At 41.4% G+C, this 17,169-nt stretch carries 22 protein-coding genes; 19 read left to right on the top strand and 3 right to left on the bottom strand.

Annotation, left to right across the window (positions count from 1 at the left end; all coding sequences use genetic code 11):
* Window positions 1–66 precede the first annotated feature (66 nt).
* Window positions 67–1,581: an Eco57I restriction-modification methylase domain-containing protein gene (locus PPBDW_RS08990; RefSeq protein WP_036794953.1), complete on the bottom strand. Its 1,515-nt coding sequence runs from the start codon at window positions 1,579–1,581 to the stop codon at window positions 67–69.
* Window positions 1,582–1,702: 121 nt separating this feature from the next.
* Between PPBDW_RS08990 and PPBDW_RS08985 the strand changes: the two genes are divergently transcribed.
* Window positions 1,703–2,674, top strand: a complete 972-nt coding sequence (locus tag PPBDW_RS08985; RefSeq protein ID WP_036794952.1) for a BsuBI/PstI family type II restriction endonuclease — start codon at window positions 1,703–1,705, stop codon at window positions 2,672–2,674.
* Between the two features lie 46 nt (window positions 2,675–2,720).
* Here PPBDW_RS08985 and PPBDW_RS08980 read toward each other — a convergent pair whose 3' ends face one another.
* Both PPBDW_RS08980 and PPBDW_RS08975 read right to left on the bottom strand, forming a co-directional pair.
* Window positions 2,721–3,485 carry an MAE_28990/MAE_18760 family HEPN-like nuclease gene (locus tag PPBDW_RS08980; protein WP_054262040.1) on the bottom strand — a complete coding sequence of 255 codons (765 nt, stop codon included), beginning with the start codon at window positions 3,483–3,485 and terminating at the stop codon, window positions 2,721–2,723.
* An 11-nt stretch (window positions 3,486–3,496) separates the two neighbouring features.
* Window positions 3,497–4,606, bottom strand: a complete 1,110-nt coding sequence (locus PPBDW_RS08975) for a DUF262 domain-containing protein (protein WP_036794949.1) — start codon at window positions 4,604–4,606, stop codon at window positions 3,497–3,499.
* A 208-nt stretch (window positions 4,607–4,814) separates the two neighbouring features.
* Here PPBDW_RS08975 and PPBDW_RS08970 point away from each other — a divergent pair, with 208 nt between their 5' ends.
* The 18 genes from PPBDW_RS08970 (at window position 4,815) to PPBDW_RS08885 (ending at window position 17,169) form a co-directional block, all read left to right on the top strand.
* Window positions 4,815–5,030 carry an HP1 family phage holin gene (locus PPBDW_RS08970; RefSeq protein ID WP_036794948.1) on the top strand — a complete coding sequence of 72 codons (216 nt, stop codon included), beginning with the start codon at window positions 4,815–4,817 and terminating at the stop codon, window positions 5,028–5,030.
* Entirely contained in the window at window positions 5,008–5,544 is a 537-nt protein-coding gene (locus tag PPBDW_RS08965) for a lysozyme (RefSeq protein ID WP_036794946.1), read from the top strand. Before PPBDW_RS08970 ends, PPBDW_RS08965 begins: the two co-directional genes overlap by 23 nt.
* Entirely contained in the window at window positions 5,531–5,920 is a 390-nt protein-coding gene (locus PPBDW_RS08960) for a hypothetical protein (RefSeq protein WP_036794945.1), read from the top strand. The genes PPBDW_RS08965 and PPBDW_RS08960 overlap by 14 nt, the downstream gene beginning before the upstream one ends.
* Entirely contained in the window at window positions 5,832–6,125 is a 294-nt protein-coding gene (gene lysC / locus PPBDW_RS08955; protein WP_243423006.1) for an Rz1-like lysis system protein LysC, read from the top strand. The genes PPBDW_RS08960 and lysC overlap by 89 nt, the downstream gene beginning before the upstream one ends.
* 17 nt (window positions 6,126–6,142) lie before the next feature.
* The gene (locus PPBDW_RS08950; protein WP_036794941.1) at window positions 6,143–6,613 is read left to right on the top strand and encodes a hypothetical protein; all 471 of its coding nucleotides are present in this window, start codon (window positions 6,143–6,145) and stop codon (window positions 6,611–6,613) included.
* Window positions 6,594–8,687, top strand: coding sequence for a terminase gpA endonuclease subunit (locus tag PPBDW_RS08945; protein ID WP_036794939.1), 2,094 nt, complete (start codon window positions 6,594–6,596; stop codon window positions 8,685–8,687). The genes PPBDW_RS08950 and PPBDW_RS08945 overlap by 20 nt, the downstream gene beginning before the upstream one ends.
* On the top strand, window positions 8,684–8,893 hold the full coding sequence (locus PPBDW_RS08940) for a hypothetical protein (protein ID WP_036794937.1): 210 nt from the start codon (window positions 8,684–8,686) through the stop codon (window positions 8,891–8,893). Before PPBDW_RS08945 ends, PPBDW_RS08940 begins: the two co-directional genes overlap by 4 nt.
* Window positions 8,886–10,373 (top strand): phage portal protein, encoded by a 1,488-nt coding sequence (locus PPBDW_RS08935; RefSeq protein WP_036794935.1) that lies wholly within the window; start codon window positions 8,886–8,888, stop codon window positions 10,371–10,373. Before PPBDW_RS08940 ends, PPBDW_RS08935 begins: the two co-directional genes overlap by 8 nt.
* Window positions 10,357–12,354, top strand: coding sequence for a ClpP-like prohead protease/major capsid protein fusion protein (locus tag PPBDW_RS08930; protein ID WP_036794933.1), 1,998 nt, complete (start codon window positions 10,357–10,359; stop codon window positions 12,352–12,354). The genes PPBDW_RS08935 and PPBDW_RS08930 overlap by 17 nt, the downstream gene beginning before the upstream one ends.
* A gap of 70 nt (window positions 12,355–12,424) precedes the next feature.
* Window positions 12,425–12,748, top strand: coding sequence for a hypothetical protein (locus tag PPBDW_RS08925; protein WP_036794930.1), 324 nt, complete (start codon window positions 12,425–12,427; stop codon window positions 12,746–12,748).
* 19 nt (window positions 12,749–12,767) lie between these two features.
* The gene (locus tag PPBDW_RS08920) at window positions 12,768–13,100 is read left to right on the top strand and encodes a hypothetical protein (protein WP_036794928.1); all 333 of its coding nucleotides are present in this window, start codon (window positions 12,768–12,770) and stop codon (window positions 13,098–13,100) included.
* On the top strand, window positions 13,081–13,596 hold the full coding sequence (locus tag PPBDW_RS08915) for a hypothetical protein (protein WP_036794926.1): 516 nt from the start codon (window positions 13,081–13,083) through the stop codon (window positions 13,594–13,596). Before PPBDW_RS08920 ends, PPBDW_RS08915 begins: the two co-directional genes overlap by 20 nt.
* Window positions 13,562–14,053, top strand: coding sequence for a hypothetical protein (locus tag PPBDW_RS08910; RefSeq protein ID WP_156312890.1), 492 nt, complete (start codon window positions 13,562–13,564; stop codon window positions 14,051–14,053). Before PPBDW_RS08915 ends, PPBDW_RS08910 begins: the two co-directional genes overlap by 35 nt.
* Window positions 14,034–14,618 carry a phage baseplate assembly protein V gene (locus PPBDW_RS08905; RefSeq protein WP_036794924.1) on the top strand — a complete coding sequence of 195 codons (585 nt, stop codon included), beginning with the start codon at window positions 14,034–14,036 and terminating at the stop codon, window positions 14,616–14,618. The genes PPBDW_RS08910 and PPBDW_RS08905 overlap by 20 nt, the downstream gene beginning before the upstream one ends.
* Window positions 14,615–14,947, top strand: a complete 333-nt coding sequence (locus PPBDW_RS08900; protein WP_036794923.1) for a phage baseplate protein — start codon at window positions 14,615–14,617, stop codon at window positions 14,945–14,947. Before PPBDW_RS08905 ends, PPBDW_RS08900 begins: the two co-directional genes overlap by 4 nt.
* Window positions 14,944–15,921 (top strand): baseplate J/gp47 family protein, encoded by a 978-nt coding sequence (locus PPBDW_RS08895; protein ID WP_036794920.1) that lies wholly within the window; start codon window positions 14,944–14,946, stop codon window positions 15,919–15,921. Before PPBDW_RS08900 ends, PPBDW_RS08895 begins: the two co-directional genes overlap by 4 nt.
* Window positions 15,905–16,648, top strand: a complete 744-nt coding sequence (locus PPBDW_RS08890) for a phage tail protein I (protein ID WP_036794918.1) — start codon at window positions 15,905–15,907, stop codon at window positions 16,646–16,648. The genes PPBDW_RS08895 and PPBDW_RS08890 overlap by 17 nt, the downstream gene beginning before the upstream one ends.
* The gene (locus PPBDW_RS08885; RefSeq protein ID WP_036794917.1) at window positions 16,645–17,169 is read left to right on the top strand and encodes a phage tail-collar fiber domain-containing protein; all 525 of its coding nucleotides are present in this window, start codon (window positions 16,645–16,647) and stop codon (window positions 17,167–17,169) included. Before PPBDW_RS08890 ends, PPBDW_RS08885 begins: the two co-directional genes overlap by 4 nt.

Genomic DNA, 17,169 nt, shown 5'->3' with positions numbered 1-17,169 from the left:
TATGGCTAACAATAAAGATAGTGACGCTGGTTGTTATTTGATATGTAAGATATTATAGATAGAAAATTAATTAATAATACTTTCAATTATTTTATCAACTCTTTCTTGATTAAACTCTTTAAAGTCAATTAATCTTCCCATCAAAATTAATTGTTCTTTATGAGGGTATCGAAGTGTTCTTAAATCAGTTGCATTTACTTGAGTATGACCGTTCATTTGTCGGAAGTACTTATCTACAAGAGAACTATTTAAAAATAACCATAGTCCTTTAGCTAAGTCATCATCTAAAGGCTGACCTAGTGCATGAAAATAATTTGTTTTATTTTCGAAGCCAACAACGTCAACATCAGCTATATCAGCAGTATAGATTGAAGCGACGATTCTTCTTTTTTCTTCTTTGGCTGTTAATCTTCGAGTTAGGACATAAGTGCCATTTGGTACCATTAAATTAGCTGTATTATTATTATTTAATAGTGCATTAGGTTTTTTTGCATTTTTAATAGGCCAATTTATAGAGCAGTTCTGTAAGTGTTGAGGGTAAATTAAAGGCACAGAATCAGTAAGATAATCAGTACATAGATTATCACGTGTACGGAAATCAACAACTTTACCGGTACTAGCCTGAATGCCTAGATCTGCAAGAGAGCAAGGTAGTCCTCCTGCTTTAATGGCTATCTGTCTTTCATCTTCACTTGTAATGACATGAATAAATCGTTCAGGATTATTTTCACTGACGATTTCTTTAAAAGGTACTTCAAATACAATTGGATTAGGATCTTCAGCACAAGCGCTAGAAGTGACTATTACTGTTTTACGCTGAGGTTCACCTTTTGTTAGATGATAAACAATATTTTCCTGTAATACTTTATCTGCTTTAAATGCTGATTTGCGACTGTTAAAAACATGAATCTTGTTAAGAGAGCAGTTATTTAAAATTAATTTACGGAAATCATTAAAATATGGTCCATTACAGAATGAACGAGGAGTTATGGCTACTAACTCGCCATGTTCTTCTAATGATTTGATAGCTAAGCCTACAAAAGCAGAGTATAGATTACCTGTTGAAAATTTGACCTTATTCAGTAATTGTCTTTCGTTACCTTTAGCCGCTATCTTTAAATATGGAGGATTAATAATAACCTTATTAAACTTTGGAATATAATTATCTTGCAGTAAAGTCTTCACTGTATGCTCAATAAAATCATCTTCAATTACCTGCTGTATCCAAGTAATATTATTCTGGTTGCACGTATTTGAACAATTTTTTAATGTATCAGAAAGATAATGATTCATTACATTTGAAAGCTCGTAGCAAGTTGAGTCAATGCTGCTTGCATGTTCTCTTACACGCTCTACAAAAGCCGCAGTCAATGAACCAACACCAGCACCAGCATCGAGTAATCGATGTTCGCCATCTACATTTTCAAACATATTAGCTAGCAACTTCGAGACTGAAGAAGATGACATAAATTGCCCAAGTTTACCTCTTAGTTTTTCATCAAGTTGCTTGTTTGCTTCAAGCCTATTTGCATCTGCAATATCATTTAGGTTAAGAGATAAATTTCTTGTTAGTTCAGTCATACTTGATCATTTATACAGTAATTAATTTGTAGGGAGTATCGCAAAAAAAATGTTTAAAAGAAAGAAAGAAGCTGATGCTTGGTGTAGAGTAAATCAAGAATTATTTTAGTATCAGTAAATCATGATAAAAATGAAGACATTAAAACTGGAACAAGCTAAAGAAATCCTCAAAGCACTTGGGCTTCCAAGTCAACAATATAACGATAGATCTGGTTGGGTATTCTTATCATTAGCAAATGTTAGAGCTGAGGATGATTGGAGTGCTGCTACGGCTCCTCTATTACCAACTGTAAGCATAATGGATTTCATCCGTACGGAATATGATAAGGATTACAAACCAAACTCACGCGAAACTATTAGGCGTCAAACTCTTCATCAATTTGATCAAGCACAAATAGTTGATCGTAATAGGGATGATCCTGCACGAGCAACGAATAGCAAAGATAATAACTATTCACTTAATCAACCTATTATTGATATTTTGCACGCATACCCTAACGGTAATTGGAAAGAATTGGTAAAAGTATTTTCTGATGCTGTACCGACTCTACAAGCACAATACGAACGCACAATAGAAAAAGAGAAAATTCCAGTTAAGCTACCAAATGGTATGGAAATAAAGTTGTCTCCAGGGGCTCACAATCAACTTCATGCAGATATTGTTCATGAGTTCTGTCCTCGTTTTGTAAAAGAAGGAGGTAAGGTGCTTTACATCGGGGATACAGCTAGTAGCCGTAATGAAGGGGGCAAGCACATGATTCTAGAAAAAGAATATCTTGAATCACTGAATGTTCCACCTATGTCTCACGATAAACTACCAGATGTTGTTGTTTATGATGTGGAACGAAAATGGTTATTCTTAATTGAAGCAGTAACTAGCCATGGTCCAGTTAGCCCTAAACGTTGGTTGGAACTAGAAGAAGCTTTAAAAGGATGTAAAGTAGGGCGTGTTTATGTAACAGCTTTCCCTCATCGAAATGAGTTCAGAAAAAATGCAGCTGATATTGCATGGGAAACAGAAGTATGGATTGCAGATAACCCTGATCATATGATCCACTTTAATGGTGATCGTTTTATGGGACCGCACGAATAGCATAAAAAAGAAGAGAGGATAACCTCTCTTCTTTTTATAATAGATATTATTCTTCAGGAGGAAATATCTTATTTAATTTTGTTTTAATGTTATTCGAAACTAAATTAATATGAACTAGTTTTTTATCTTCGTTTTTTTGTAAATAAAACTCGTTTTCTGCAAAAATAGATAATTCATCTTTTATATAATCCATAATTAAAAATATTAAATCTCTTAACTTTAAAATACTGTCTCTATTGAGATTGAATGCTACTGATTCTGGATCTATTTTATTTCCATGACTAATTGCATTGCGTTGCGCTAATAATGTTTCATTTATATAGTTTTGTCTGCTTGCAATAAAATCAATATTACCTATACCAACTATTTTACAAAATGATCTTAGTGTTTTAAAGTTTAAATTATCATGAGTGTTAATGAATGTTTTGTCTTTTTCTGCAAGAATGGTATCAGGGATATTAAAGTTTTTATATATATTCCCATTTATTTTCTCAAGTAATGATATTTCATTTGATAAAGTAAGAGCATTATTACTATTTATTACTTCATTAACATGACCTTTCACCATAATAGCTTTGAAATTTGATGTTAATAAATTTGTTTGTATTTTATTTTTGGAAACATATAGTAAATATTGTTTGCAAGAGTTTTTTATATAGCCTTCCCAGTGAGAATAAATCATTAAAATCAATGATTTATTTAAGATGAACTCATTTGCATCTGAATGGCTAAGAAATAACATAGTTAGTTCTTGCTTTCTCCATGATAAATCATCTTCTAAATGATTAGTGAAAATATCTAACTTATCCATTAGTTTTCTTTTTATTCAAAGTAAGTTTTAGAAAAATTAGTAACATCTTTAAATCTTTTTATAGCTCTAACTCCGCGACCAAAACTAGTTTGAATTTCATTTGTAACATAGATTTCTTTAATTTTCGCAATTAATAAATCATTACCTAACTGTTCTACTTGAGTTATATTTGATGATATTCCAATTGTAAGCATTTCAAATACAGAAACATTAAACCCACCTTTGAATCGATCTTTTTGAATGTCGTATTTATGGAATGATTGATCAGCAAGGCAGTTTTTTAGCTTATCAAAAGTTCTTTTGAATATATCTTTGAATTTTTCTGTATCTGAATTTTTCATTAACCTTATAGTTTCTTTATCAATAAAATCACCCATAATAATAGAATGAAGAGAGCCATATTCTTCATATTTAACTTTATTTTCATAACCAATAAACATTCGAAGAATAAGTTCCATATGATTTTCTTTTTTATAATCATCTTCATTTAGTTGTAAACATTGCTTGAAGTTATCATAATCTTTCAATTCATTGATTACATCAAAGAATTCTGGATTAATCATTAACATTAAACAATTACGAACTTCTTGTGGAGATAGAGCACTTCCTCCCGTATTTAATCGCTGGAATAATTCATACTGTGCCTCATCGCTATTCTGAGTAAGAATAATACTTATTTTTATTTTAGAACGACGAAATGCTCGTTGAATTTCTATCGGCAAAGTCTTCCAAGATTGCCCTTCTAATGATGGGATATATTTACATGTTTGAAGTGTTAAAGGAGTATAAGTATCTAGTACGCCAGCTAGTTGTAATATTGTAGATAGGCGTTGAACACCATCAACGACATGCCATGTATTATCTGCTTTTTGGGCTACGAATATTTCAGGAATTGGGATTCCTATTAATATGGATTCTATAAGTTTAGTTTTTTGCTCATCTTCCCATCGGTATAATCTTTGAAAAGCAGGGTCGAGAATTATATCGCCATCACGATATAAATTGATAATTTCACCAATAGACATTGGATAACCATCAGTTTTTATATTTTGTTTGGCATGTTCTATTTCGCTAATTATATTGTCTTGTATTTCAGCTAATTGTACTATTGGATTGGTCATTGCTGTGCCTTTTTTTATGTATATTGTTGTATGGAATTATAGCGTATTTCGTTTTTTTTTAAATGACTAGAATTGACATTATTCGTTTTATGTTGCAATCTTTCCACATTGCAGAACCTCACCTACTCGGTGGGGCTTTGTCGTTTTAGGATCCCATTAAATCCATAACCGTCCTTTGAGGCGGTTTTTTTATGTCTGAAATTCGCCTATGAGAGAGAAAGTTATTAGCTGGTTTGCCTACCTGTGGGCAGGTTTAACCGGTGTAGCCTCTGGTCTTTCCATGAACGAAATAGGGGTGCTCATCTCTATTTTTGCCACCGTATTTACCGCGTTTATTAACTGGTTTTATCGACATCGAACCCTCAAAGCCCTGCAAAACCATCCAGAGGTGAAGAAAATTTATGAGCAAATTGAAGAAGACTAGTGGCGTTATTGGCTGCTTGGTCGCGAGTGTGCTGGCGGTTGTTGCTGGTACTCATCACGATTTAAAAACAAGCCCTGATGGATTAGCGTTTATCAGTAATTTAGAGGGGTGTTCATCATCCGCTTATCAATGCAGTGCTGACCGTTGGACTGCAGGGTTAGGCCATACCAAAGGAGTAAAACAAGGAGACAAAGCAACCACCGAAACCATTGCGGATTGGTACATTGAAGATATCAGTGCGGCGGAAAAGGTGGTTGATAGGCAAGTGACATTACCTGCTGGTCCTCAATACGATATGGCTGTGTCATTCGTGTTTAACCTAGGGGCTGGCAACTTTCGCAGTTCCACCTATCTTAAGAAACTTAAAGCAGGGCATTTAACCGCTGCTTGTAATGAGTTTCCACGCTGGGTGTATGTGAATGGTAAAGATTGCCGACTTGATAGCAGTCACTGTGCAGGTATTGTTAAACGCCGTTTAGCAGAGCAAAAGGTTTGCTTGTATGGCTATCAGTAAGTTTAAGCTAATCGGGGTTGTTGGTGTATTAACTGTGGTATCGATGTTGATGTGGAAGTATTCACATGTGGTGCAAAAGCTGGAAGCGGCTCAAGTACTGGTTGTGGAACAACAAACCAAATCAAATCAGTTAGTGGAAGTTAATCAGTCGATGCAATCTACCATTACCCGTTTAGAGCAAGCATCTCACCAAGAACGATTAGCCGCCGAGCATAACGAGCGTCAACGTCAGCAATGGCAACAACGGGCGTTAAAAGCGCAACGTCAAATCGATAAGGATATTGCTCATGAAAAGTGTGCTGATTTGCCTATCCCTAACGCTAGTCAGTGGTTGTACTACACCAAGCCCGCAAGTGGTGACTCAATACAAAATTGAATACATCAAACCACCTGCTGCGTATTTGATTAGCTGCAAACAACCATTTCATAAACCGCCCATGACTTGGGGTGAAGCTGCTAAACGTGATCCGGTGTGGTTACACCATTTCTCGCTGTGTGCTGCACAAATTGAAAATCTACGCCGTTGTTATAACGATCCAATACAATGTGCGGCGTTACCCATTACAGAGGGAGAGCCATAACCACGATTGAGAGTGCCATGAATAATGAAAAACGTTTTTGGAATACCACCGAACTTGAACAGTTTGGTAAACACCGTTCAACCATTCGTAAGAACTTAAAAGCGGCAGGGGTTTCTCCTGTCGCTTATAAGGGCAACACGCCACTTTATGATGTGGTGCAAGTCGCGCCATACCTATGCCAACAACCGCGTAAAGAATCAGATGCACCCGATTTAATGGGGTTTAAAACGGCAGCTGAATTACGGGCGTATGTACAAAGTGAACGTGAAAAGCTGATTTTGATGCGGGAATCTGGTGAGAGTGTCACCAAAGAAGATTATGAAAATGAAATTGCTGTCTGTATTGCCAGTGTTAAAGGCTTTAAAGACAAGGTGATCACCCGTATTGAATCCGCTATTCCTACCGCGACACCGCAACAACTTGAAGATTTAGAAACTCTGCTTAATTTTGATTTAAAGGCGGTCGCTGATGAGCTTGAGACAGTTTGATGCCCGTTTAGGGATTGAGTTTGCTAATGCCAAAGCTATTCGTCGCAGTTTTGCTTACTTGTGTGCACCCACGGATAAAACACCGGTGGAAGCAGCTGATGATGAACTGTGGATCTCAGATGGTACCGATGTGACTAAGTTCTTATCGTCACAAGTCCCGTATATGCGAGAGCCGTTAAATTGTTTGGCTCGACGTATTTATGAAGCAGTGATTGTGGTTGGTCCTGCGCGTTCAGGAAAAACCAAAGCGATGGTGGAAGGTTGGATAAATTATACCGTCACCCAAGCCCCTGGTGACATGCTGCTTATCTACAGTACCAAGACTAAAGCTACCGATATGTCGAAGGTTGATTTAGAACGAAGCTTTTCAGCTACCGTAGGCATTGCCAAGCTGCGAACAGGGCGTAAGGCTGATGACAATATCACCTCGAAGAAATTTAAAAATGGCATGATCTTAAAGTTGGATTCTGCCACTGAAACCAGTTTATCTGCATCTACGTATCGTTATGCCGGCGCGACCGATTACGATCGTGCTGATGATGCGGTAGGCCAAGAAGGTTCTAAGTTTGAACTGATGCTGATGCGTGTTCAAAACGCAAAATCATCCGGTATGGTGATGGCTGAATCTTCTCCTGGTCGTATTGTGCGTAACCCTAAACGGGTTGAAGACTTATCACCGCATGAATCTCAGCCTTGTGGTGGTATAGCTGACTTATATAACCAAGGTGATCGCCGCCGTTTCTATTGGCTATGCCAAGACTGTCATAGCTATTTTCGTCCTGATTTTGAAACCCTCAAATGGGAACAACATCCTGAGCCTTTAGAAGCCGCTAAAACCGCTTGGGTGGAATGTCCTCGTTGTTGCCATCGCCATACTGAATCACAAAAACAGACAATGAACCTTGAAGGCCGTTGGTTTCGTGATGGTGAAATTGACCAATATGGTGATGTTGTCACCGATGAATCAGCCATTCGAACCAGTAAATGGGCAACGTTTTGGTTTGAAGGCATTGTGGCAGCCTATGCCAGTTGGGAAAACTTGGTGTATCGCTTTCTTAATGCGGATGCCTTGTACAAAGACTGTGGTGATGAAGAGTCATTAAAAACCTTTATCAACGTCCGTATGGGGCGACCTTATGTGATGCAGTCGCGTGGTCAAGAAGTCGGTGCGCATCAGTTAATGGCGCGAGCTGCTGATCATGAACGTGGCATTGTGCCATTAGGTGGACGCTTCTTAATGATGTCCATCGATGTGCAAGGCGGCAAACAGAACCCACGTTTTGTGGTGCAAGCCCATGTTTATGGTGAAGGGCTGCAACGGTGGGTGATTGACCGCTTTGAAATCCTTACTAATCCCTATCGTAACAATGACCGTATTAACCCAATGGTGTATGCCGAAGATTGGGATTTATTGATTGAGCAAGTGATCAAGAAAACCTATCCCTTAGCGGATGGTTCAGGACGGGTGATGAAGCCGGTATTAACCCTATGTGATTCCGGTGGCTCAGGTGAGAAGAAAAAAGGTAAGCAGAAAAGCTCATCTGTTACCGATCATGCTTATCAGTTTTATAACCGCCTCAAAGGGCATGGCTTATCGCATCTATTCCGATTAGTGAAAGGGGCAAGCCGTGATATCGATGATCTTGTTAAAGAAACCTATCCCGATAAACGCAGTAAGTTGGCCAACGGTGAAATCCCATTGTTAATGCTGCATACCAACCGTTTAAAAAATCGTGTTGCTGCCAGTTTTTCACGATTAGAGTTTGGTGCGCGGTTCTTTCATTTACCGGGTTGGGCGGATCGGGTTTGGTTTGATGAACTTACCGTTGAATATATTGATGAGCTTGGCCATTGGCAAAAGCCTGATGGTGCACGTAATGAATCCTTTGATTTATGTGCCTATGCCGAAGCCGGTATGCATTACAAAGGCGGTGATGATATCCATTGGGATAACCCGCCAGCATGGGCTGCTGATTGGCAATTTAATAGCAATGTGGTTGATGCAGACCAAACGCCGAAGTTTGAGCGGGTGGCGCGTCGACGATATAACCACTCAAAAGGAATTTTTGGATGACAACCCAACGTGAACGGCTGCAGTGGTATCTCGATGCCGAGAAAAAGATCTTGATGCAACAAGCGGTTGAAACAGCAGAAGGGGAAAAGCTGACCTTTGCGAGTTTGGCAACGGTTCGCCGTGAAATAGAACGTCTGCAGCAGTTGATTAGCCGTGAAAATCAGGGAGGACGCCGCAGTATGATCCGGAGAAACTACCTTGAGTAAATTGAATATAGCCGATCGTATCATTTGTTATTTTAACCCTAAGTCGGGGGCTGAACGGCTTTATAACCGTAACCTGATTAATAAATACCAAGCTGCATTGCCTGCTAATCCTCATACCAAAAAACGTAATGCTCGTTCTACTGGCAAAGCCAACCAAATCAATAAAGATGCGAAATCTTTACGCGAACGTGCACGACATATGGATGAAAACACGCCTTATGTTACCGCCATCCTTGATGAACTGTGTGCCAATGTCGTAGGACCTAACGGCATTATGATTGAACCACAGCCGTTAGACATGAACGGTGATGTTCACACTGACTTTGCCCGTAAGATCAGCGAATGGTTTGAACGGTTTTCATTGCAACAAAACATTGATGGTGAGTTATCACGGGCTGAAACCGAATGGTTAGCCTGTCGAACGTGGCTGCGAGATGGTGAAGTGTTTGCCCGTTATTACCTAGGACGAGATGCAGGGATTGAATACCCATCAACAACGCCGTTTGGGGTGCAGCCATTTGAGCCTGATTACATTCCCCTGAATATCAACGAGCCTGAAAAGGGTATGTACGAAGGTATTCGTCGTAATGGTTTAGGTCAGATGGTGTCATTGCTGATCCAGCGTGATGCGCATGGTTTTTCCTTTACTGAAGTCGATGCGCGATTTGTGGCGCATTTAAAATTCACCCGTCGATTTCATCAAAACCGAGGGGTAACACTGCTGCATTCGGTTCTAGATTTGATTGCTGATATTGAAGATTACGATCAATCAGAGCGTGTTAGTGCACAGATTGCCAGTCGCTTTGCCTATTTCATTAAACGAGATACGGGCTCAGGTGAGGCTGATAACTTTGAACGTGGCGGCGATATCTTTCTAGGGATGGGGAACAGTTTTGAACTCGCCCCAGGTGAAGATGCCGGCATTGTTGAAAGTAAGCGCCAAGAAGCCATGAGCAGTCCATTTCGTGATGCTCAAATGCGATTAGCGGCATCCGGTGCAGGTGTTAACTGCTCAAGTGTCACCCGTCATTACACCGGTTCTTATTCAGCACAACGGCAAGAGCTGATTGATTCCTTTGCCCGTTATCGAATTTTACAACGTAAGTTCGTTACCAGTTGGACCCGTCCTCAATATCGAATGGCACTACAGATGGCGATTTTATCGCGGGAATTGGTAGTGCCTAAAGAAGTGGATGCGGTTTCAGTACTTAATGCTATTTATCAAGCGCCTGTGATGCCGTGGATTGATCCCGCTAAAGAGATGAGTGGTATTGAAAAAGGGACTCGTCTAGGGCTGCAATCACTCAGTCACTTCCAACGTGAACGCAACTATAACCCTGTTGCTGTACGCCGCGAGATAAAAGCCGAACGCCAAGCCATGAATGATGATGCCATTGTGAGTACGGCTGATCCTGCGCATAACGTTCAAACGAAGATCCAACACACAACCAAAGAGGCACAACATGCCAAAGACAACTAAATCGTGGTTCACGCTTAATAACCAAGGCGAAGGCCAACCGGTGAAGGTGTGGATCCATGGTGACATTGGTAGTTATGACATTGAAGCCATTGATTTAATCAAAGCCCTGCAGTCAGTTGGCTCGCAAGATGCTGAGTTCCGTATTCAAAGTTATGGTGGCTCGGTCTATGAAGGGCTGGCGATGTATAACGCCATTAAAGCCCATAAAGGTAAAACCATTGGCATCGTTGATGGGTTAGTAGCATCGATTTCTAGCTATTTCTTAATGGCTTGCGATGAAATTCAAATGCCCGAAAACGCTAAGCTGATGATTCATGATCCTGCTATTGGTGCTTGGGGTGGTGAAAATGAAATAGAAAGTGCGTTAACCCAACTAAAGAACGCCAAGCAGACCATAGCAGAAGCCTATGCCGAACGCTGTGGTAAGTCGTTAGATGATGTGCTGCAAGCAATGGCAAAAGAAACCTGGTTCACCGCCAACCAAGCGTTGGAGTTTGGTTTGATTGATGCGGTGATTGATGCTGTGGATTTATCCAATTGCCTTAAAAAAGTCTCTGCCACTGAGCTGCAAGCCAAAGCCTTTAAACATACCCCTGATGATTTATTGAATCAGCTTGTGCAACCGCCAGCAACACCGACACCTGAACCTCTAATAAACCAACAAAGTGATCCTATGCCTAAACCTATCGATAACGATGCATTACAAAATGCGTTAAAAAACGAGAACCAACGTCAATCGACTATTCGTGCTTTGTGTGCAACCCATAAGGTAAGTGACACGCTGCGTGATGAAATGCTCAATGATTTAAATTGCAGTGCTGAAGATAGTTCGCTCAAGATATTGCAATACTTGGGTTCGATTTCCATTAATGGCCAAGAGCCCAATGCAGAACAACCATCAACAGGGTTAACCAATACCCATATTCATGTGGGCAACGGTAATACTATTAAAGATGCGCTGCAAAATGCCCTAAATGCCCGTTGTGGTACGGGAGAAATTGAAAAAGATAACCCGTACCGCTTAAAAACCTTACTTGATATGGCTGAAATCGCGGTGGGTAAGGATGCTAAATATTGCGGTAACAAGAATGAATTAGTCGCTCGTGCGTTTAACAGCGGCGATTTTGCTGACATCATCACCGAAAGTGTACGAACGGTGATGCGAGATGAAGCACAAGTACGTGCACCATTATGGCGAGACTTGGCGAATACTGAAAACCTGCCTAACTTTAAAGAAACCGATTTAATTCTGATTAATGATGCGCCTGATTTAATGGCGGTATCAGAAGACGGTGAATACAAATCAGCCACTATCAAAGGCAGTGGAGAGAAAATTCAGTTAGCCAGTTTTGGTCGTGAAATTGCCTTTACTCGTCAAGCTATCATCAATGATGAGATTGCCTTGATCTCAAAAATCCCGCGTAAGTTCATGCAATCAGCTTATCGTTTGTCGGATAAGTTGATGTTTAACGCCATTCTGAGCGGAAAAATGGGAGATGGTAAGAGTGTGTTCCAAGCGGGTGGTGCCAATAAATGGGGTAACTTAGTCAATGATATTCCAGCTGCTGATTATCAAACCTTAGTGATGGCGCTGCATAAAGCCTTTGCGACCGCGACCACCTCTGAAGGGGATGCATTAGATTTACGCGGTGAAATCCTGTTAGCCAACCCTGACCATGCTTCATTCTTAGAAGCGGTACTTAATACGGCCAGCAAACCTGATACGTTTAATCCTGCCTATAAGAAGTTTGCCAAGGTGGTTGAAACCGCACGATTAGCAATGATTAATGGTGCGATTGCGTTAACCGGCAAAGATTTTGATTCGGTGGTGATGGGCTTTCTTGATGGCGCACAAGATCCTTGGTTAGAAACGGGGGATGGTTGGAGCAGTGACGGTGTGAAGTTCCGTATTACTTATGATGTGACCTCGAAAGTGCTCGATCGTCGTGGCATCGCTCAGGCAACATTTGCCGCCAAATAATATCTATTCTTATAGGGTGCTTCGGCATCCTTTTTTATAAGTGAAATAAACAACAGGGACAGAGAACACTATGCGTATTGCTGATGGTTCAAAGATTGATTTAAAAGCGCCAGTGGGTGGTTTTGTGAAAGATGTGCCAGTTAAGTACGGTGCGTTGATTGTGATACCGAACTATTCTGCGCAAGAAGGCCAAGTGGTGAGCTGTACTTACCGTGGTTTGTTTGATGGACCAATTAAAGCCGGCGATTCTCCATCATTTATCGGTGAGGCAGCTTATTTTGATAATGGGGTGTTTACTAAAACGTTACCTACGGGTGAAGGTGCTGTCACCGTACCTGTTGGCTCATTCATTGATAATTGCGTGTTGCTGATGGGTGTAGCTTTAATCAGTTAACTCACATGATAGGTGATCAATGAAGAGTGTATTTGATGATGCTCGGCAGTTGATTCGAGCCTCTATTCAGCAGTGTTTTGGCAGTGAATTAGTGGTGATGTTACCCGATGGCCAACAACGGAAAATTCAAGGTTATATCAAACACCAATCATCAGAAGGTCATGCTATTAAACGGTTATTAACGGCCAGTTGTTTGCCACCGTTATCAACCATGATGATAAAGGGTAAGCGTTATAGCTTGGCGTTCTCTGGTCATGAACAAGGCAAGGGTAACAAAGACAGTCAGCTGCAGCGTGAATATGTTTTAAATCTGTCTCAAGCAGGGATTAAACATGACTTCTCTGAATACTAACATGGTGTTGGACACCCGTTTTCTTGCCCGTCTTTCTTACCTTCCCGATGAATTAGCCAAAGCGGCTAAACAAGCGATGATCAAAACCAATCGCTGGTTAAGGGCGGCTTCAATGGCCGATTTAGGTTATGAACTCAGTATTGATTCAAAAGCCATGACCACCCGTTTTAGAACTTATAAAAACGGCGGTATGTCAAAGCTGTGGGTGGGGGTAAGAAGCCTTGGTGTGCATCGATTAGGGACACCGATTCAAAATGGTAAAGGGGTGCAAGTGGGTGGCCATTTCTATGATGGTGCGTTTATTTCACCAATGGACAGTGATCAACTGTTGGTCTTTCGTCGTGAAAATAAAGGTCGAAAATCCATAAAGTTAGTCACCATTGATATTAGTGAAGAAGCAGAAGATATCATTGATTCTTACTTACCCGATTTAAACCGTAAATTTGAGGAGTTTTTTCATCGTGAGTTCCAATTCATTCTTTCGGGCTCCAAGTGAATGGGTGATGACTGTCATTGAACGATTAGAACAGCGTTTACAGCTCGGCAAGATAGAAACCGCTTATCAACGTGAAGAAACCGAGCCAAGTGCACCTATCGTGCGTTACCAATGTGGTGAATGCCAATCCATTAATCACACTAATAATGATGGTCGTAAAATCCATGAAATTGAGCTGCGATTCTTGGTAGAAGTGCCGATTGCTCAAGCTAACTTTGATGTGGTGGCGCTGGACTTATCTAGCCGTATTGAGCGTGAGTTATTCAATCAACGCTTTGGTTGTGTGGATGATGTTGAAGAGGCGCGGTTGATTTCAAATCTTCCGCGTCGTTTTAATCCTGATAATGGGGTGTTCTTACGGGTTGTCACCATCAAGCAGCGTATTTTTATGGGGCAGATTGAACACGATTGGCATGAGATTATAGGGACGCAAGCCAATGTTGAGGGCATTAGTTGAACGGATCCGTTCGTTAGAAAAAGAAGTGATGGCTTTGCGTGAAGAAGTGGAAGAAAACCGCCGTTCTTCGGGCAATATTATTCGCTTAGGCGTGGTGGCTGCGACCTCGAATCAAGCCGTTGATGTTACCGCTGGCCAGAATAAGGCAACGCGGGTGCCGTTCTTTGTTCATAGTGCTGGGCGAGTCAGTCATTACCGCCGTCCTAGTGTTGGTGAACAGTGTATTCTAATTAACTTAGGCTGTGGTGATAACCTCAATAATTCCGTTGCTCTGATGGGATTACCTTCAACAAACTTTCCTTGTCCGACGACCGAAGAAAACCAAGTGATGACCGATTACGGCAACGGTATGACTGAGTGTTATGACTTAGATACTGGTGCATTAACGGCGCATTATCCTGGTGGTGTCAAAGTGGTGGGTGATATAGAACAAGAGGGTAATTATCGTGCTTCGGGTGATGTTGCTGATGGTACTCGTTCGATGGCTGCGGATCGTAAGATTTATAACGATCATATCCACATGCATGGAAACCCTAACACCAGTAAAACGGAGCAACAACAATGATAGGGATTGATCCTAAAACAGGGAAAACCGTCACGGGTATGGCTGCGTTAACCTGTCGGTTTGAACGGATCCTGACAACACAAATGACCTCACGCGTTAAGCGCCGCCAAATAGGCAATAAAGCCATTGCCCGTTTAGGTCGAATGCAAAACCCAACTGAAGCCATGATAGTGCAAAACCTATCACTCGAAGCATTGGCTAATCCAGCTAATGGCTTAACTCAATTTAAAGCCAAACAGTGCCAAGCGATACCAAGTGATGCGGGGTTTTCAGTGATGGTGAAAGGCGTGTGGCGAGGCAATGATATTGAATTACAGGTGCGGTTATGAGTTTACCTAAAGCGTTTGTGGTACCTGAATTTGAAACCTTACTGAATGAGTATATTGAAGCTGCAGTGGCGTATTGTGCTAAGTCAGATACCGATAAGGCGCAATTATTACACCAAGCCATGACCAACGATGGTGAGCTGCTGGCACAAGTGACTCAGGCGTTTGTGTTAAAGCGAGTGGCTGAAATTAGAGAGCAAAACCACCAAGCCTTACAGATGTTTCGTAAGTTCGTCACTGAATCCGACATGGTGGATTTGCTGGCATTGCAATATGGCTTAAAGCGGCAAGTATTAACGCCGAGTGATAACAGTATTTTTCCACCTAAACCCGCCATCATGGAATCAGATGCAAGCCTACTGCAGCGGTTTGATTTAGCGCCTTATCAGTTCCATACCACAGGTACGCGAATGGGGTATAAATTCCATGCACTGACTTTAGATGAACGACCTCTGATAAAGATTGAATCAAAACCCGATGCGGTGGTGATGCGGTATGAGTTTCAGCATTTAAACAGGCCGATGCCGGTGAAAGATGCAATTCCTAAAATGTTAGCGCCTAACTCTGGCAAAGTGTGTGTGGCAGTGCTAAGTCGAGAACATCCACAAGGCATTGCCAGTGCTGCGTTATTAAAGCGGGTGGCTGATTACCTTCAACGTGATGATATAGCTCAAGAGTCTGATGAAATCACCACGAAAAGTGCGGCTCCAAAGCTGTATCGAATTGTGGCCACAGTGTATACCGGCTCTGATCCAAGCTCGCATGTTGATAAAGCCCAAGCCGAACAAGCAGCATGGGCGTTAGCTGAAAAACGCCATAAGCTCAATGGCATTGTTGATAGAGAAGAGGTGGCACACATTCTTTATGAGTTAGGGGCAAAACGCGCCAAAGTCCACGAACCTGCAGCTGATGTTATTTGCCAGTGGGATGAAGCGCCGTATTGTACGGAGGTGATCATTGATGTTCGAGGTGACTGAGCCTTTTATTTCTGTTCAACCTGAAAATCGCACCCTGATTGAAGAATCCTTAGAGTATGCCTGGCATACCTTACTGGCTAACCAACGCGATCCCTTTCCAGAACTGAAACAACCACGATTAACCTCAGAGCACTTTGTTTCCTTACTCGCTGGTGAGCGAGGGGTAACCGATTGGCGACCTGAAGATTCATTAGAACAACAGCGTAAAACGGCAGATAACGCCTTTGAAATCCACCGAAAAGCGGGGACGCGTCATGGTTTAGCGGTGGCTATGGATGCGTTGGATTGTGATATTGAAGTTACCCCTTGGTATCAGATGGAAGCGCCGCCGGGTTCTTATCATATTGAGGTGGTAGCTTGGAAACGTAATGAGCCAGTGAATCAAAAAACCGCTAAACGAATGCTGACACGGATTGAAAACACCAAGTCTGAGCGTGACACCGTTGAACTGATTTTAGCCTTTGGTTTAGACACTGGGCTCACGTTCTTAGGGGCAAAACAGCCATCCGTTGTTGATTACGATGATTCAGCGACCGGCATCATGCCACCATCACCGTTGGTATTGGCTCCCTTTGGTGTTTCAGGTGGTTACTTTCATACCACGGTCGGTGATGAGTCGTATCAGGGATGCATGCCTAATGATACGTGGTGTACAGGAGGGAGCTATTTTGCAGGCGGTATGCGTATGGTGATGAGTACCGATATAACGTTAGGAGCAAGAACATGAGTTCACCCGTTGTTCAATTTACTAAAGTGGGATTGGCCGAGCTAATTAGCGCCAAAAACAAAGGCATTAAAGGGGCGATTAAATGGATAGCGGCAGGTGACCGCAGTTATCAGCCAACACCTGAACAAAAAGCGTTGTACAACGAAAGGCAACGTGAACTGATTTCAGATTGGGAAGAGTTGAGCCTAACACAACTACGTATGGCGGCGGTATTTAAAGGCAATCTGGAATATGAAGTGCGAGAAGTCGGATTCTTTTTAGAAACCGGCACCTTATTAGCGGTCTATTCAGTGCCTAATACTTTATTGGCGTATAAATCAGCCAATGCCAGCTGGTTGCAGAAGTTCACGCTAGATGTCTCTCCGTTACCGTCAAATAGCATCACGATTGAGGTCGGTAATGACAATATAAATCTGTTATTGGGTGAAGAGTTAACCACTATGGCAACGGCTCAAATTGGCAATATGTCGCGCCATCTTGAATTGCTATTTCGTTTTAATGAACTAGAGAAAAGAGTGTGA

The organism is Photobacterium kishitanii (assembly GCF_000613045.3).
GTDB lineage: Bacteria > Pseudomonadota > Gammaproteobacteria > Enterobacterales > Vibrionaceae > Photobacterium > Photobacterium kishitanii.
Note: the sequence above shows the minus strand (reverse complement) of the source record. Positions and strands in the feature narration are given on the sequence as shown.

Coding starts and splice junctions, on each gene's coding strand:
- PPBDW_RS08980 (WP_054262040.1), bottom strand. CDS start 3,485: ATGGATAAGTTAGATATTTTCACTAATCATTTAGAAGATGATTTATCA.
- PPBDW_RS08900 (WP_036794923.1), top strand. CDS start 14,615: ATGATAGGGATTGATCCTAAAACAGGGAAAACCGTCACGGGTATGGCT.
- PPBDW_RS08960 (WP_036794945.1), top strand. CDS start 5,531: ATGGCTATCAGTAAGTTTAAGCTAATCGGGGTTGTTGGTGTATTAACT.
- PPBDW_RS08990 (WP_036794953.1), bottom strand. CDS start 1,581: ATGACTGAACTAACAAGAAATTTATCTCTTAACCTAAATGATATTGCA.
- PPBDW_RS08915 (WP_036794926.1), top strand. CDS start 13,081: ATGACTTCTCTGAATACTAACATGGTGTTGGACACCCGTTTTCTTGCC.
- PPBDW_RS08975 (WP_036794949.1), bottom strand. CDS start 4,606: ATGACCAATCCAATAGTACAATTAGCTGAAATACAAGACAATATAATT.
- lysC (WP_243423006.1), top strand. CDS start 5,832: ATGAAAAGTGTGCTGATTTGCCTATCCCTAACGCTAGTCAGTGGTTGT.
- PPBDW_RS08920 (WP_036794928.1), top strand. CDS start 12,768: ATGAAGAGTGTATTTGATGATGCTCGGCAGTTGATTCGAGCCTCTATT.
- PPBDW_RS08890 (WP_036794918.1), top strand. CDS start 15,905: ATGTTCGAGGTGACTGAGCCTTTTATTTCTGTTCAACCTGAAAATCGC.
- PPBDW_RS08970 (WP_036794948.1), top strand. CDS start 4,815: ATGAGAGAGAAAGTTATTAGCTGGTTTGCCTACCTGTGGGCAGGTTTA.
- PPBDW_RS08930 (WP_036794933.1), top strand. CDS start 10,357: ATGCCAAAGACAACTAAATCGTGGTTCACGCTTAATAACCAAGGCGAA.
- PPBDW_RS08895 (WP_036794920.1), top strand. CDS start 14,944: ATGAGTTTACCTAAAGCGTTTGTGGTACCTGAATTTGAAACCTTACTG.
- PPBDW_RS08905 (WP_036794924.1), top strand. CDS start 14,034: ATGTTGAGGGCATTAGTTGAACGGATCCGTTCGTTAGAAAAAGAAGTG.
- PPBDW_RS08965 (WP_036794946.1), top strand. CDS start 5,008: ATGAGCAAATTGAAGAAGACTAGTGGCGTTATTGGCTGCTTGGTCGCG.
- PPBDW_RS08885 (WP_036794917.1), top strand. CDS start 16,645: ATGAGTTCACCCGTTGTTCAATTTACTAAAGTGGGATTGGCCGAGCTA.
- PPBDW_RS08925 (WP_036794930.1), top strand. CDS start 12,425: ATGCGTATTGCTGATGGTTCAAAGATTGATTTAAAAGCGCCAGTGGGT.
- PPBDW_RS08945 (WP_036794939.1), top strand. CDS start 6,594: ATGAGCTTGAGACAGTTTGATGCCCGTTTAGGGATTGAGTTTGCTAAT.
- PPBDW_RS08950 (WP_036794941.1), top strand. CDS start 6,143: ATGAATAATGAAAAACGTTTTTGGAATACCACCGAACTTGAACAGTTT.
- PPBDW_RS08940 (WP_036794937.1), top strand. CDS start 8,684: ATGACAACCCAACGTGAACGGCTGCAGTGGTATCTCGATGCCGAGAAA.
- PPBDW_RS08985 (WP_036794952.1), top strand. CDS start 1,703: ATGATAAAAATGAAGACATTAAAACTGGAACAAGCTAAAGAAATCCTC.